Origin of the sequence: Methylobacter sp. (assembly GCF_036845245.1) — a bacterium.
In the GTDB taxonomy this organism is placed as follows: Bacteria; Pseudomonadota; Gammaproteobacteria; order Methylococcales; family Methylomonadaceae; genus Methylobacter_A.
The window spans coordinates 133,383-147,687 of the sequence record NZ_DAIUEH010000001.1; the positions used below are offsets into that span (position 1 = coordinate 133,383).

Sequence of the window (14,305 nt, forward strand, 5' to 3'; positions counted from 1 at the left end):
TGCTAAATATCGCTGTCCCCCTAAAGTGAATGATTAAAGTTCGTGAATCAATAGGTGTTTTTAAAATGAACAAAACGACTGCAATTACCTGCCTGTTTGTGGATATCGGCGGCGTCCTGCTCAGCAACGGCTGGGATCACAATATCCGTAAACAGGCAGAGACGGATTTCAAGCTCGATCCGGGCGAAATGGAAGGGCGGCATTACCTGAACCTCAATATTTATGAGGAAGACAAGCTGACACTGGATGAATACCTGGATCGGGTCGTGTTCCATCAGCAACGGCCGTTTACGCCGACCCAGTTTAGGGACTTCATGTTCGCGCAATCGCAGCCTTACCCGGAAATGATCGAGTTGGTTTCACAACTCAAGATCCGGTACGGCCTGAAGATCGTCGTGGTCAGCAACGAAGCGCGGGAGATAAACGATTACAGGATTAGGAAATTCAAGCTGGACGAATTTGTCGATTTTTTCATTTCTTCCTGTTACGTCCATCTCCGTAAACCCGACAAGGATATTTTCCGGCTTGCGCTGGACATCGCCCAAGTGCCGGTGGAGCGGATAGTCTATATCGAAAACACCGAATTATTCGTTCAGGTCGCGGAAAGCTTGGGAATCCGGAGCATCCTGCATACGGATTACCGATCCACTTGCGCGAAACTGGCCGTGTTAGGCTTGGAAAATGGAGAAGAAATCATCCCATGAAGCGTAACTTCCCATTACCCACAGTAAGAATTTTTATTCACCACGAAGGCACGAACGACTGCATGGATGCAGGAGATAGGCAGAAAATTGCTCCTGCATTTTCTGCCTTCGCCACATCCATCTGGTTTAGCAATGCACGGAGCAATTGTCGACGACACGAAGTTTAAGTTTTTTCTTCGTGTTCTTCGTGCCTTCGTGGTGAATTTGTTAGTGTTTTTCGTAATCTCACTGTTTTTCCTGAATTATCGCGGACTTAATCATAAGGAACTAAACCATGAATACACAGTCCCTCGACCCTGAGTCGCTGAAGAAAATAGATGCTTACTGGCGCGCCGCCAATTACCTGTCGGTCGGCCAGATTTATCTTTACGACAATCCGCTACTGAAGCGGCCGTTGGCAATCGAGGACGTGAAACACCTGCTGCTGGGACACTGGGGTACGATCCCCGGACAAAACTTCATTTACGCACACCTGAACCGGGTCATTGTTAAGTACGACCTCGACATGATTTACATCTCTGGCCCCGGACACGGCGGCGCGACCGTTGTCAGCAATACATATCTTGAAGGCAGCTATAGCGAAATCTATCCGAACATCAGTCAGGATGAAGCCGGATTGCAAAAACTGTTCTTGCAGTTCTCGTTTCCGGGAGGCATTCCGAGTCACGCATCGCCGGAATGTCCGGGCTCGATCCACGAAGGCGGCGAGCTGGGCTATTCGCTGAGCCATGCATTCGGTGCGGTGTTCGACAACCCCGACCTGGTCGTCGCCTGCGTGGTCGGCGACGGCGAAGCGGAAACCGGGCCGCTGGCCACCTCATGGCATTCGAACAAATTTCTCGACCCTGTCACCGATGGCGCGGTGCTGCCGATCCTGCACCTGAACGGTTACAAAATTGCCAACCCGAGCCTGCTCGCCCGCATCGAGCGTGAGGAGTTGGAACAATTGCTGCGCGGTTGCGGCTGGACGCCTTATTTCGTTGAGGGCCACGAACCCGAACCGATGCATCAAGCTATGGCTGCAACGCTCGACACCGTGATAGAGCAGATCAGGCTTATCCAGCAGGATGCCCGCGTCAATAATAACCCTGAGCGTCCACGCTGGCCGATGATAGTGCTGGTCTCGCCGAAAGGCTGGACCGGTCCGAAGTTAGTCGATGGCTTGCAGGTTGAAGGCACTTTCCGTTCGCACCAAGTGCCGCTGTCCGACCCCGCCGAACATCCCGAGCATCTCAAGCAATTGGAAGACTGGCTGAAAAGCTACCGGCCGGAGGAGCTATTCGATGAACAGGGCCGCCTGAAACCGGAGCTGGCCGAACTTGCGCCCAAAGGCGAGCGGCGCATGGGCGCAAATCCGCATGCCAACGGCGGCATTTTACTGCGCGACCTGCGGCTGCCGGATTTTCGGGATTATTCAGTCGATGTGCCGTCGCCGGGAGTAGCCGGTACCGGCGATACCCGTGTTCTGGGAAATTTTCTGCGAGATGTGGTCAAGCTGAACGATGAACAGCGCAACTTCCGTATTTTCGGCCCTGACGAAACCATTTCCAACGGTCTCAAAGCCCTGTTTGAAACCACCAATCGCCAGTGGGATGTCTCGACCGTGCCGAACGATGAATTTCTCGCACCCAGCGGGCGGGTAATGGAAATGCTCAGCGAACACCAATGCGAAGGCTGGCTCGAAGGCTACCTGCTGACCGGGCGGCATGGACTATTCAACTGCTATGAAGCGTTTATTCATATTGTCGATTCGATGTTCAACCAGCATGCCAAATGGCTGAAAGTGACCGCGCGACTGCCGTGGCGGCATAAAATCGCCTCATTGAATTACCTACTGGCTTCGCATGTCTGGCGTCAGGATCACAATGGCTTTACCCACCAGGATCCCGGTTTCATTGATCATGTCGTCAATAAAAAGGCCGAGATCGTCCGTGTTTACCTGCCGCCGGACGCCAACTGCCTGCTGTCGGTCATGGACCACTGCCTGCGCAGCCGTCATTACGTCAACGTGGTCATTGCAGGCAAGCACCCTGCCCCGCAATGGCTGAGCATGGACGCCGCGGTCAAGCATTGCACCAAGGGCATCGGCATCTGGCAATGGGCGAGTAACGACCATGACCTTGCGCCGGACGTGGTCATGGCCTGCTGCGGCGACGTGCCGACGCTGGAAACCCTGGCCGCGGTCTCGATCATGCGCGAACAGTTACCCGAGCTGAAAATCCGGGTTGTCAACGTCGTCAACCTGATGAAGCTGCAACCGCAATCCGAGCATCCGCACGGCTTGAGCGATACCGATTTCGACGATCTGTTCACCAAGGACAAGCCGGTTATTTTCGCGTTCCACGCCTACCCGTGGCTGATCCACCGGCTGACTTACCGCCGCACCAACCACGACAATATCCATGTCCGCGGTTACAAGGAGGAAGGCACCATCACCACGCCTTTCGACATGACGGTGCTGAACGATCTGGACCGCTTTCATTTGGTCATGGACAGCATCGACCGCCTGCCTCAGACCGGCGATAAAGGTGTTTACCTGAAACAGCAACTCAAGGATAAGTTGATCGAACACAAGCAGTACATCAACAAGCACGGCCAAGACCTGCCGGAAATCCGCAACTGGAAATGGAGCACTCCCCAATGAATGCACAAGAACTGATAGACACTGCCAAGAAGCTGGTCGCAAGCGACAAGGGCCTGCTGGCGATGGACGAAAGCACCCCAACCTGCAACAAACGCTTTGCCAAGGTCGGAATCCCCCAAACCGAAGAAATGCGGCGCACTTACCGGGAGCTGATCATCACCACGCCCGGATTGAATGAAAGCATCAGCGGTGCGATTCTGTCCGACGAAACGATCCACCAGCAAAAAAAAGACGGCACGCCTTTTGTTGAGGTCATCGCCGCTAGCGGCATCATGCCCGGCATCAAGGTCGACGCCGGGGCAAAAGACATGGCCGGCCATCCCGAAGAGAAGATAACCGAAGGCCTGGACGGATTGCGCGAACGCTTGCTTGAATATGTTCAATTAGGCGCGCGCTTTGCCAAATGGCGCGCAGTGATTGTCATAGGCGACAGCATCCCGAGCCGGGGTTGCATTGAGGCCAACGCGCAAGCGCTGGCCCGCTACGCTGGGCTCTGCCAGGAAGCCGGACTGGTCCCCGTGGTCGAACCGGAAGTATTGATGGACGGAGGTCATACGCTGGAACGATGTTTCCAGGTCACTGAAGAAGTCCTGCATACGGTTTTCGACCAGCTTTACCGGCAACGGGTTATGCTGGAAGGCGTGTTGCTGAAGCCAAACATGGTGCTTCCGGGATTGTCCTGCCCCAAACAGGAAACGGTGGATGAGGTGGCCGACGCTACAGTAATTTGTCTTTTGCGGGCCGTCCCCGCTGCCGTTCCGGGAATTACATTTTTATCGGGCGGCCAATCTTCCGAGCTGGCCTCGGCCCGCCTGAATGCGATGAACGGCAGCCTTAAGTCGCGGTTGCCTTGGGCCTTGTCATTTTCGTTCGCCCGCGCGATCCAGCAACCGGCATTAGACATATGGCAAGGCGATGAAGCTAATGTACTGGCGGCGCAGCAGGCTTTGTATCATCGTGCAAAATGCAATAAAGCTGCGCGCCGCGGCGAATACAATGCTGCGATGGAACAGTCGTGAGTATGCCGCTGTTTATATATTTGCAGCGATTTTATTTTCGATTTTTTAGGTTGTTAAAGTTTTAAGAACTGATGTTACGTACGGACCGTATTCCTCCCGTTTGCCACGCCGAGCACCGGAGCTTTTATCGAGGGGGCAGGAGCCCCTTCTGCTGACCCTCGATAAAAGCGAGGAGCGCAGGAAGCAAGCGGCAACCGGGTCGCCTTTTCTTTGGTTACTTTCTTTTCGACTGCACGGATGCAGGAGGTAGAGCAACGCATGGAGCAGTTGCCGAGGCGAAGCAAAAGAAAGTAACTCGCTTTCGGGTGCGAGAACCCGATTCAAATAACCGTCGCGGTAGCGACACTTTTGATAATAAAGTGGACGCGAATACCCAATAGGGCACAAGTAAATTCGCGCCTACAATAATGTTAAATGGCGGTGAGGTTGCACTCCGGCATCCAAAGAAATTAAGGCACCCACAGTACACAAACTCTGCTGTATGTGTTCTACCGTACAGACTGATCTTAGTCTTGCAATTAAAGTGTTGTTAAGGTTTTTGGCTCATCCGTCACAACCTGTCAGGCTTAGGAACAGCACCTGACCATTAACTCAGTCTTAGTCGCTTTGTATTTAAAATTTTTCTCGGTAGACCGTTCACTTTAAAGCCATGAAGGCTTCAAAGGGTTTCTTCGGTTTACTTCATTAGGCATTTAAAAGGAGATTTAACCATGAAATATCTTATTCGAATTTTTTCCGCATTTTTTTTGACACTGACCTTATTGACTGCCGCCGGTTGTGCATCAACGCCCAAAACTGAAGGAACCGGGGAATATGTTGACGACAGCGTTGTCACCACCAAAGTTAAGGCCGCGCTGGTAAACGATCCTAATGTAAGCGCCGCCGAAGTCAATGTTGAAACTTTCAAAGGCGTGGTTCAGTTAAGCGGCTTTGTTAATTCGCGCGCCGATATGAATAAAGCGATAGAACTTGCACGTGGCGTCAAAGGTGTTAAATCAGTCAAAAATGACATGCGGCTTAAATAAGTGAGGAAAACTTATGGAAACCATCGATATAGCATCTGATCTTGCACATGGGACTATCGACAAGATAGCCGATGCAGCAAAAAAAGTATTTGGCAGCGATGGAGAGCAACTGGACGATGCCGAACAGCAAATGATCAATGATTTCCGTAATTATATTCATGACAATCCGATCATGTCGATGGGTATCGCAGTAACGGCAGGATTTATTCTTAGCCGTTTTCTGGTCAATCGTTAAGGCGGGCGTCATGGATAGAAACGCGGTAAATAACGAAACGCTTGGGCAATCTGCAACAGATGGCGATCCGGTAAAAACTTCCGGTTTGCTGGAAAATGCCCAAGCGTTATGGCTGGAGATATATGGCTTCGGCCACGATTACTTCCATCTGGTAGCGCTGGAAGCGCGGCGGGCCGGACAGAACCTGGTATTCATGATCATCGCCGGAGTGATGGTTGCAGTCTTGCTGATCGGCGCATGGGTGGGACTTCTCGCTGCCGCCGTCATGTGGATGATTGAACATGGCATCATAGCAAGCAGTGCCATACTGCTTGCCGTGGTTTTCAATCTGCTGCTCACATTGATTCTTGTGGTGGCCATACACCGCAAGAGCCGTTATCTGCAATTTCCGGCAACCGTCCACAGCCTTCAGTCAATGCCCTCTCCACAGCGCAATAACAAAGAGGAGTTTTGAAGATGCGCAATCGTGCCAATCAGGATCAATCCAAGCTGCTGACGGATGAAATCAAAGCCGCCGAGTGGCAGGTGTTGAACCGTCAACAACTGATCGATTTTCGGACCAATCTATTGGTCCGAAAAATATACCAACAGCTGACCGACCCCGGCTCTTTGCTGCTGGCGGCCGGGATCGGTTTTATTGTCAGCGAGATCACTAAACGCCGACCTGCCAAAGTTCGTAGCACTGTCGATAAGACAGAAAAGACCGATAAGACAATCAGTACCGAAACCAGCCCTTTGAAAGTTGCCATGAATTTGATAACTTCGGCTCAAACTTTATATACGGCCTTGCCTCTGGTATGGCTGATGAAGTCCCGCTATCAACGGCAAGACACGTCGGCTGAAGCGGCTAAACGAAAACCCCACCCTGTGCCGAGTTCTGAAGCAAAACAGAACCGCCGGCGATATACTCGTCGAAAACCACTAGCATAGCGCATCACGGTCAACAGATATTTATGATGCTTTATTGCCCATACTGCGCTATTCCATTCCCGAAAGACCAATTTTCCTTTTTTACTTCGACCAGATTGATCATAACGTCTTCCATTCGGACGCCGAGCTCCCGATGGAGCCGATCGGCGATCGTATTGAAGAGCGCTTTCTTTAAGTCGGGCGCTCGTCCTTCATTCAGCGTTATTTGTATTACGATAATTTCATCGCTTCGTCGAATGTCGAGATAAGTCGGATCATAGATCAGCGTATTGCTATCGTGTTCGGTGATAATTTGGAAATTGTCTTTAACTGGAACATGGATTGTCTCGACCATCGCTTGATAGATGATCGCACCCACCTTTTTTCCAAAGCCATTCGGCTTGCCTTTCATTAACGAGATGCGAACTAACGGCATTTTTATATCTCCTGGTTTTATTATTGAAGCAGTTTAACTGCGTGAAATACGACTCGAACCGGCAATAAATTGATATTCCCGTATATTAACGACAAGCCCGGTAGCGACTAACGCAAAAAGGCCTGACGTCATAAAAGCCAAGGTGTAATTCCCGAACAAACCATGCAAATAACCGGCACCGTAACTGGCTAACGCTGCACCAACTTGGTGGGCAAAACAAATCCATCCGAATACGACCCCGACATTTTGTTTGCCGAACAGATCCGCCGTGAGCGCTGAAGTCGCAGGAACCGTCGATAGCCAATTAAGCCCATAGACAACGGAAAAGGCCATCAGTTGCCCGGTCGATTCAACATAAGGCAGTAACATTAATGAAACGCCCCGTAGCGCGTAATAAATCGCCAGCGGCCAGCACTTACCAAAACGGTCGCATAGCCAACCGGAAAAAACAGTACCGGCAATATCGGTCGCGCCCATTACGCCTAATGACACCGCCATTGTCATTTCCGGAAAACCGTGTTCGATGCCGTGACTAATCAAGTGCGTCTGAAACAGGCCTGAGGTGGTAAAACCGCAGATACCGAAACTGAAAGCCAGCAACCAGAACTGAGGGTTGGCCATTGCCGAACGCATCGGGTTCGGGTCAGGACGAACCTCAGGTGCAGCGTCCCCATTGTCGCCATAAGGCTGCAATCCCTTTATGCCGGGATTATTAGCCATAAATATCATAACCAGTGGCAATACGACCAGGCCCAGCATCAACGTGATAAACAGCGTTACCGCCCGCCAGCCGAACTGAATGTTCAGGTTCATGATAATAGGGGTGAAAATTAACTGGCCCGACGAAAAGGCGGCGCCCAAAATCCCCAAAGCCAGACCGCGCCGTTGCCGAAACCAGCGATTGACAACGGTCGATCCCATCACTATGGAGGTTCCTCCCGAACCTGCGCCAATGATCACGCCCCAAAACAAATACAGTTGCCAGGGTTCCTGCATGAAGATGCTGCCGCCCGCCCCTGAAGTGACCAGAGTCAGCATGATCAGGGTGATGGCTTTAGTACCGTATAAATCCATCAATCTGCCTAAAAAAGGACCGGCAAGCCCGAATAAAAGTAGATTGACCGAAACGGCGCCGCTGATTGTTTCCCGACTCCAATGAAATTCATGCTCCAGCGACAGCATAATGATGCCCGGAACAGATCGAAGCGTAGATGCAACAAACAAACAGGTAAAGGTAACAGCGAGTACGACCCAGGCATAATGAATGCCGGTGCGTTTAATGGTTGTCATGATTAGCGACATATTCGAAATGGTTAAAATAATTATCTCGTTCCCACGCAACGCGTCACTGCCATTAAGTTAAGCATTGTAGGAGCGGGCCGTGCCCGCGATGAATGAGCTAAAGCCTTCAATCGCTGTCCAAATGTCGCGGGCACGGCCCGCTCCTACGGAGTGTCAATGTGCTTAACTTAATGGCAGTGACGCAACGCGTGGAACAAGGGTGGTAACATCTAGGCTCGGAGGGAGAGACGATTCTGTGTCGCTTTGACCACTCCGTTATCCATAAATCATGGCGCGTCTTCCAACTCATCAAGTAACTCAATCAAACGGGTTACGCCCTGAAGCAATATGCCGCCTACGCCCAGCGCAAACCAGACGCCGATCACAAAACCCCAATGAATGGGCGCGGCGAAAAACTCCTCCCTGAACCAGAAGGTATGCCCCCACTCATTGAAACCGACGCTAACCAGGATCATAAACGGCCCGAATACAGCCAATGTCAACGGCAACGAAATGCCTTTGGCATAAAGCGGCAACCGGGTTCTGGCGTATAGCCAGGCGCAGCCGCCTAGAATCACATACAGAGGAAAGTTAAAATAAAACTCGATAATATGATTGGCCGTAAAAGGCGTGTCGCGGATTGCGACCTGATGCCAGGAATTATCCTGTTCGGCAAAGTAACTACCGGCCCAATACACCGCAAAGGTGTAAATACTGATCCACATGGTCAGGGTGAAATAACGGCTGATTTCCTCCTTCGGTTCCAGCTTGTCCAGGTTACGATCGCGGGAAAGCCATAAATAGCCCCAGACACCGGTCACGAACACGGCAAGAATGCCTAATTCAACGTAAAATAGCTGCATCCAGTACTGCTCGAACGCCGGTTCGGACGAGTCCAGCCCAGACGCTACGGCAAAAGCGCCTTGATATGAGCGTAGCCCGATATAGATAACCGTTAGCATGGCAAAGCCTTTCAGGTACATCGGTAAATCCTTGATATACCAGGGTGCTGCGTTTTTATTTTCTACCATTAAAGGTAATTGTTCGGATGTTGTAGCCATGATGTAAGCCTCTTAACGGTTTAATTGAATTTCGGAATCACTGCGGCGGTGATGCTGGAGATATAACGCGCGGCCGTTTCCGAATCGTACAAAAACAGCAGGCCGCCGATCCGGCTGTCGGCATCCCGAATCAGCCCGTTCAGTTTTTCGGATTCCCAGAATCCATCCCTGGCGGTTATCGTCATCGTGCGCTGTTCGCCGGGTTGTATCGGTGCGGCATTCTCCAGGCTCAAGCCTTCAATCGCTGTCATAGTTGTTGAATCGCCTTGATACGCCGCTTGCAGATCCTGGTTCAAAAAATGCACATTAGCGGTAGAAAACTCGCCGATTTGAACAGGATTTTCGCTGCGATTATTGACCTTTACAGTGAACTCCATTGAACGTTCCGGTATCCGGTATTCGGCTTTTAAAGTCTCTACATCGACCACGCCGGCATTGACCTGGGCGGATAGCGGCAAAATCTGGTCCAGCGAAGCCTGCAACGGTATCGCCTTCGGATATTCGCTTATCGTCATTGCATTGATGGCCAACACCAACAAGGGCACCCCGACCAGCATCGCTTTTGCAATTAAACGGTCGTTCGGCGTGATCAGTTCATCTTCCAAACCACCGGCTTGCAGCATTCTGTAGCGTGAAATAAACAACGGCCGTCGCAGCCACCAGAGCAGCCAGGCCGCTGCCAATAAGCCCCAGAACAGATGCCAGAATATACCGTTGCCCAGGCCATAGCTTTCCATATCGATCACCTCGCCGTTGATGGTTTTGACCTCGTTGGAAAAATCCGACGCATTTCCGGTAACTTCCAGCCATACGCCGGGCCCCATCACCTGCCCGGCATCTTTCAGGTTAAAAAACGGATGGATGTGGTAACGGCCCGGCAACCGCCCTTTGAGTACAATCTTGAAGTTGTAATCGCCTCCGGGCTGCAAGGCCACCGAATTCATGAAAGGTTTACCGTTCAGATAGCGTTCGGTCCTGATCAGCACCGGGCCGGGCGTGGATATATTCAAAAACGCCGCTTCAGGCTTGGGTACGCTGACCGGCCAATCCTCGGCGACATGGAATTTGCCGCTAACGCTGACTTCTTCGTTGACATTAAATTTTTGTTTGTCCCATTGCACGTCGTACCACTGTATCGTGCGCATTCTGATAAACGGCTCCAAAGCCTTTTCCCCGTGCGCCATCACAGTTGCGATATTCAACGTGTACAGCGAAAGAATAAACCCGAGAGACACCATGCACTTGATTAATAGCTGTTTCATAAACCGCCCTCCTGTTAGATTTTGTTAAGGTAACGAACGGTTGCGAACCACTTTCCGATAAACCACCATAAGGTGTACATCAGGATGCATAACAGCGCCGAACAAAATGCCGCTAACGGCGCTGCGTATTGACCGTAAGTGCGTAAGGTACCCCGTTCGATGATGCGTAAATATTCCGGCATGCCGGTGCGTATGTATTCGAAGCCGAACAAGTCAGCGACCGTCAATTGGCCGTTGCCGTATTCGACAGGCACATGAAACATGCCGAACAGGGGCCAGTTACTGGGGTAGAACAGCAACGCAAAAGACGCTCCGCCTAAAACCGCAGTGACGGTCAAGCTGTTGCTCAACATCAGGATCGCGTCCAGCACCAGCGCACCGGGTAACATGGTGGCGGGCAAGACCATGTTAATGGGGAAATAATTCCAATAGTGATAGGCGAATATGCGGGTGATCCAGGTGCCTATCAATAACGCAGCCACGCACAAGGTAGCGCCCAGAGGCAGGCGAAACTTCGTCCACATGACCGACTGCACCGCCGCAGGAAAAGTAATACCCATCAGCGGCGTCACCAGCGGCCACCATTGCCTGTCTTTCCAGTCCACCCAGAAATCCCAGTCGCCGACAGTCAGCGCAAAATGAAGATGGAACGAACCGATAAACAGAAAAAGAGCCAATACCAGGATCAGGTAATCGTAAGCGCGGGTAATCCGCGCTTTTTCTCCTGTGTAAGGTCGAAATGACCGGTTTGAAATATTTACTGACATAATTGCTTCTCCTACCAAATAGCGATAGATAAGGCTGATTCGCTTATCCAAAAGAGTCAGCGTGTCGTAAGTTTTATCGGCAGCTCATTGAGGGGGGAACTGAGCCGACGCAAGCTAAACAACACGCTTGAGTGATACAGTAGGTTGAAAGAACGGCTTTGTTAAATGTTTATATTTCATCCCGTCATTGACACAATTCATGGTCGAGGCATGCTGTGTTTTTGTTATCCTGACCCGAACCAACATTGAAAAGTACTCCTATGTCTAATTTAAGAACCTTTGACTTGAACTTATTGGTGGCCTTCGATGTACTGATGCGAGAGTTGAACGTTACCCGTGCTGCGGAACAGATGTTTATCACGCAATCGGCGATGAGCCATATTTTGCAAAGACTACGGCAACAGCTGGATGATCCTCTGCTGGTTAAAACGCCGACCGGAATGAAGCCCACGGAAAGAGCGCTAACCTTGATTGAACCGGTCAGAAGCTTACTGAATGAGATGGAGCAACTGATTCAGCCGCCGTTGGAATTTGAAGCCGGAACGAGTCAACGGCGATTTGTGCTTGCGGCCACGGATTATATGGAATTGCTGTTAATACCTGAGCTATTGGGATTGATCGGCCAAATCGCCCCCGGTATTGATATTCATATTAAGCGCACCGAATCGTCATTCCCGGCCGCACAATTGGAAAACGGCAGCCTCGATGTCGTGCTCGGTTTCGAATCGGTACTCAATCCGCCTCCACATTTACACTGCGAACATTTATTTAGCGACCAGATGGCGTGCGTGGTCAGGCAGGATCATCCGCTGATAACAAAACCGCCTTCGTTGGAAGAGTATCTGGCTGCTCCCCATATGTTGATTTCCCGAACCGGCAGCAACGTCGGCTTAATCGATCAAAAATTGACGGAACAGGGATTGGAGCGGCGCATCAAGCTGATCGTGCCGCACTTTCTCTCCGCACCGCTGATCGTTGCCGAAACCGATATGATATTGTCGCTGCCTTATCGAATTGCCGAGCAGTTTAAAAAATTTGCGCCGCTGGAAATTTTTCCGGTGCCTATCGAGCTTCCTTATTACCAGTTAGTCATGATTTGGCATCCATTGCATGACAAAGATCCGGCCCATCTTTGGCTGCGGGACAAAATAACAGCGATAGGGCGGAACATTAACGGCTTATTAGCTTAAAACAATTCACCACGAAGACACGAAGAACACGAAGTTTTATTTCTTCGTGTTCTTCGTGTCTTCGTGGTGAATAAAAGATTTAAATAGATAAGCTGCTTACCGTCCGGGCAATCCGGCAGCCAGGGTTTTTATCTGTAACAGGTAATACGGAGGTTTTGATGCCGACACGCCGCCATTAAGTGTACTTGACTGATGCAGTCGATTGACTACCGCAAACAGTTGCCCATCAGGACCGAAGCTGAACGAATCCACCCACGAAAGGCGCGGGCACTGGGCTAATCGTTGGTATTTTTTATCGGCCGAAATAACGCCGATCGCATTGGCCGCCAACTCGCCCAGATAGATGTTGTTATCCTTGTCGATTGTGATGCCGTCCGAAATCGGCTTATCGCTGTAGCGTTGAACGCGGCTTGCTAACATCCCGGTATCCAAACTTTCATCGACCAGATCATCCGCCTTTATCCGATAAAGGCTGAATCCATGCATCGGGCCGAAATAAACCCATTCGTTGCTCAGGTCTTCGGTGATCGGGTTGACGCCGATATGAGGCCGAACCAGTTTCCCGGCTTTATCTTTAACTTGAACCGGCACATTATCAATAATCAAATCGACCTCTTCAGGAATAACGCTGTGATGTCCTTCCAGTACGCGTCTTGCCGTTCCAGTGCCCAGGTTGACGACAATCAGCGCCGCATTTGCGCCACCGGCCGGATCGCTGATAAAAATATGATTGTGCCGGGTATCGACCGCAAAATCGTTAACAAAAGCATCCTTGGGCGCTATCGGTGTCGGCAAATGGATGACCTGATGCAGTTTATTGCTGCGGGTGTCCCAGCCCACCAGCTTAGGCGTGATGCCGCTGCGCATGCCGTTATCCAGCATCCACACGATGCCGTTGGCATCCGAGCGGATGCCCAGCACGGAATCCAGTTTCAGACTCGATATTGAATCGGAATCCGCCAGTTCTTTGTTGGGAAACGGCAGCAGTGCATTATTTTTATATTCAACCACCGTGTATTTAGGCTGATAAAACTGATGCATGCTCATGATGATGCGGCCGTTATCGGTAACGGTTACATTCCCCGGACCGTTATCGAGATTGGCCATGATGTCGAAGTTTGAATCGGGTTTTGCCGCCGCTTCAAATGCGAACAGCAATAAAAGGGCGGCGACTTTAACGAGGATATTCATAAATAGCTCCAATGGAAAAAGATTCATTGAAAACATTACTCCGTCGAGTCAAGGCTGTTAAATGATCTTTATTCATGGCGGTATTTATAAATTTTGTGGGCGGCTGGATTTCAATCCGCCACGTGCGGCAAATATTTTGGTATTTTTACTTTTCCGGGTTAACGATCATCGCCGCTGTGATTTTGCAACGCACATAAAAAAGGCGGGCTATTCGCCCGCCGTTCTTTACAGCTACCTAAGCTGACGGGCGTTTATTCCGCAGCTTTCAGATGTGTTACAGCCTCTTCGGCGGCTTTCTTCGCCATATCGGCCTTTCCTTGCTTGCCCTGAGCGATAGCGTTATCCAGGCTTGTGATGCCTGCATCCAGATGCTCATCCGCGGTTTTCGCATGGGATTGGGCTTTTTCCGCATGTTCGACAATAGTCTTCGCATCGTCGGCTTTGGCGGCCTCTTTCGCATGTTTAAGCGCTTGCTCTATGTGTTCTTCGGCGGCATAGGCACCCAACGAACATAAGGCCAAAATGATACCTGCACATAATCCTGTGAATTTAATTTTGTTGAATTTCATAGTCGTCCCCTG

15 protein-coding genes are annotated in these 14,305 nt (G+C 50.8%); 8 read left to right on the forward strand and 7 right to left on the reverse strand.

The window, feature by feature from the left end:
• Positions 1-65: 65 nt before the first annotated feature.
• The 7 genes from V7051_RS00530 (at position 66) to V7051_RS00560 (ending at position 6,557) form a co-directional block, all read left to right on the forward strand.
• Positions 66-704: an HAD family hydrolase gene (locus V7051_RS00530; protein WP_333872926.1), complete on the forward strand. Its 639-nt coding sequence runs from the start codon at positions 66-68 to the stop codon at positions 702-704.
• Between the two features lie 274 nt (positions 705-978).
• A complete protein-coding gene (locus tag V7051_RS00535) occupies positions 979-3,348 on the forward strand; it encodes a phosphoketolase family protein (protein WP_333872927.1) in 2,370 nt (789 codons plus the stop codon).
• Complete coding sequence (locus V7051_RS00540; protein ID WP_333872928.1) at positions 3,345-4,367, forward strand: class I fructose-bisphosphate aldolase; 1,023 nt, start codon at positions 3,345-3,347, stop codon at positions 4,365-4,367. The genes V7051_RS00535 and V7051_RS00540 overlap by 4 nt, the downstream gene beginning before the upstream one ends.
• A 710-nt stretch (positions 4,368-5,077) precedes the next feature.
• Positions 5,078-5,392 carry a BON domain-containing protein gene (locus V7051_RS00545; RefSeq protein WP_333872929.1) on the forward strand — a complete coding sequence of 105 codons (315 nt, stop codon included), beginning with the start codon at positions 5,078-5,080 and terminating at the stop codon, positions 5,390-5,392.
• Between the two features lie 13 nt (positions 5,393-5,405).
• The gene (locus V7051_RS00550) at positions 5,406-5,627 is read left to right on the forward strand and encodes a DUF883 C-terminal domain-containing protein (RefSeq protein WP_333872930.1); all 222 of its coding nucleotides are present in this window, start codon (positions 5,406-5,408) and stop codon (positions 5,625-5,627) included.
• Positions 5,628-5,637: 10 nt separating this feature from the next.
• Positions 5,638-6,081: a phage holin family protein gene (locus V7051_RS00555; RefSeq protein WP_333872931.1), complete on the forward strand. Its 444-nt coding sequence runs from the start codon at positions 5,638-5,640 to the stop codon at positions 6,079-6,081.
• 2 nt (positions 6,082-6,083) lie between these two features.
• Complete coding sequence (locus tag V7051_RS00560) at positions 6,084-6,557, forward strand: hypothetical protein (RefSeq protein ID WP_333872932.1); 474 nt, start codon at positions 6,084-6,086, stop codon at positions 6,555-6,557.
• A gap of 31 nt (positions 6,558-6,588) precedes the next feature.
• Here the strand turns inward: V7051_RS00560 and V7051_RS00565 are convergent, their stop codons facing one another.
• From V7051_RS00565 to amoA, 5 genes are all read right to left on the reverse strand, one after another.
• Positions 6,589-6,972 carry a tautomerase family protein gene (locus tag V7051_RS00565; protein ID WP_333872933.1) on the reverse strand — a complete coding sequence of 128 codons (384 nt, stop codon included), beginning with the start codon at positions 6,970-6,972 and terminating at the stop codon, positions 6,589-6,591.
• 33 nt (positions 6,973-7,005) lie between these two features.
• The gene (locus tag V7051_RS00570) at positions 7,006-8,262 is read right to left on the reverse strand and encodes an MFS transporter (protein WP_333872934.1); all 1,257 of its coding nucleotides are present in this window, start codon (positions 8,260-8,262) and stop codon (positions 7,006-7,008) included.
• A 278-nt stretch (positions 8,263-8,540) separates the two neighbouring features.
• Positions 8,541-9,314: a bacterial ammonia monooxygenase, subunit AmoC gene (amoC, locus tag V7051_RS00575; protein WP_333872935.1), complete on the reverse strand. Its 774-nt coding sequence runs from the start codon at positions 9,312-9,314 to the stop codon at positions 8,541-8,543.
• A 20-nt stretch (positions 9,315-9,334) separates the two neighbouring features.
• Positions 9,335-10,576 (reverse strand): bacterial ammonia monooxygenase, subunit AmoB, encoded by a 1,242-nt coding sequence (amoB, locus tag V7051_RS00580; protein ID WP_333872936.1) that lies wholly within the window; start codon positions 10,574-10,576, stop codon positions 9,335-9,337.
• 14 nt (positions 10,577-10,590) lie between these two features.
• Positions 10,591-11,343 carry a bacterial ammonia monooxygenase, subunit AmoA gene (gene amoA, locus V7051_RS00585; RefSeq protein ID WP_333872937.1) on the reverse strand — a complete coding sequence of 251 codons (753 nt, stop codon included), beginning with the start codon at positions 11,341-11,343 and terminating at the stop codon, positions 10,591-10,593.
• Positions 11,344-11,603: 260 nt separating this feature from the next.
• Between amoA and V7051_RS00590 the strand changes: the two genes are divergently transcribed.
• Complete coding sequence (locus V7051_RS00590; RefSeq protein WP_333872938.1) at positions 11,604-12,533, forward strand: LysR family transcriptional regulator; 930 nt, start codon at positions 11,604-11,606, stop codon at positions 12,531-12,533.
• Between the two features lie 96 nt (positions 12,534-12,629).
• Here V7051_RS00590 and V7051_RS00595 read toward each other — a convergent pair whose 3' ends face one another.
• Positions 12,630-13,724 carry an L-dopachrome tautomerase-related protein gene (locus V7051_RS00595; RefSeq protein ID WP_333872939.1) on the reverse strand — a complete coding sequence of 365 codons (1,095 nt, stop codon included), beginning with the start codon at positions 13,722-13,724 and terminating at the stop codon, positions 12,630-12,632.
• A 251-nt stretch (positions 13,725-13,975) separates the two neighbouring features.
• Entirely contained in the window at positions 13,976-14,293 is a 318-nt protein-coding gene (smbP, locus tag V7051_RS00600) for a small metal-binding protein SmbP (RefSeq protein WP_333872940.1), read from the reverse strand.
• Between the last annotated feature and the right edge of the window lie 12 nt (positions 14,294-14,305).

What these genes read in the sequence shown, in the direction of transcription:
- V7051_RS00550 (WP_333872930.1), top strand. Translation starts at nt 5,406, where the DNA reads ATGGAAACCATCGATATAGCATCTGATCTTGCACATGGGACTATCGAC.
- V7051_RS00560 (WP_333872932.1), top strand. Translation starts at nt 6,084, where the DNA reads ATGCGCAATCGTGCCAATCAGGATCAATCCAAGCTGCTGACGGATGAA.
- V7051_RS00555 (WP_333872931.1), top strand. Translation starts at nt 5,638, where the DNA reads ATGGATAGAAACGCGGTAAATAACGAAACGCTTGGGCAATCTGCAACA.
- V7051_RS00535 (WP_333872927.1), top strand. Translation starts at nt 979, where the DNA reads ATGAATACACAGTCCCTCGACCCTGAGTCGCTGAAGAAAATAGATGCT.
- V7051_RS00565 (WP_333872933.1), bottom strand. Translation starts at nt 6,972, where the DNA reads ATGCCGTTAGTTCGCATCTCGTTAATGAAAGGCAAGCCGAATGGCTTT.
- V7051_RS00590 (WP_333872938.1), top strand. Translation starts at nt 11,604, where the DNA reads ATGTCTAATTTAAGAACCTTTGACTTGAACTTATTGGTGGCCTTCGAT.
- smbP (WP_333872940.1), bottom strand. Translation starts at nt 14,293, where the DNA reads ATGAAATTCAACAAAATTAAATTCACAGGATTATGTGCAGGTATCATT.
- V7051_RS00530 (WP_333872926.1), top strand. Translation starts at nt 66, where the DNA reads ATGAACAAAACGACTGCAATTACCTGCCTGTTTGTGGATATCGGCGGC.
- V7051_RS00545 (WP_333872929.1), top strand. Translation starts at nt 5,078, where the DNA reads ATGAAATATCTTATTCGAATTTTTTCCGCATTTTTTTTGACACTGACC.
- amoA (WP_333872937.1), bottom strand. Translation starts at nt 11,343, where the DNA reads ATGTCAGTAAATATTTCAAACCGGTCATTTCGACCTTACACAGGAGAA.
- amoC (WP_333872935.1), bottom strand. Translation starts at nt 9,314, where the DNA reads ATGGCTACAACATCCGAACAATTACCTTTAATGGTAGAAAATAAAAAC.
- V7051_RS00595 (WP_333872939.1), bottom strand. Translation starts at nt 13,724, where the DNA reads ATGAATATCCTCGTTAAAGTCGCCGCCCTTTTATTGCTGTTCGCATTT.
- V7051_RS00540 (WP_333872928.1), top strand. Translation starts at nt 3,345, where the DNA reads ATGAATGCACAAGAACTGATAGACACTGCCAAGAAGCTGGTCGCAAGC.
- V7051_RS00570 (WP_333872934.1), bottom strand. Translation starts at nt 8,262, where the DNA reads ATGACAACCATTAAACGCACCGGCATTCATTATGCCTGGGTCGTACTC.
- amoB (WP_333872936.1), bottom strand. Translation starts at nt 10,576, where the DNA reads ATGAAACAGCTATTAATCAAGTGCATGGTGTCTCTCGGGTTTATTCTT.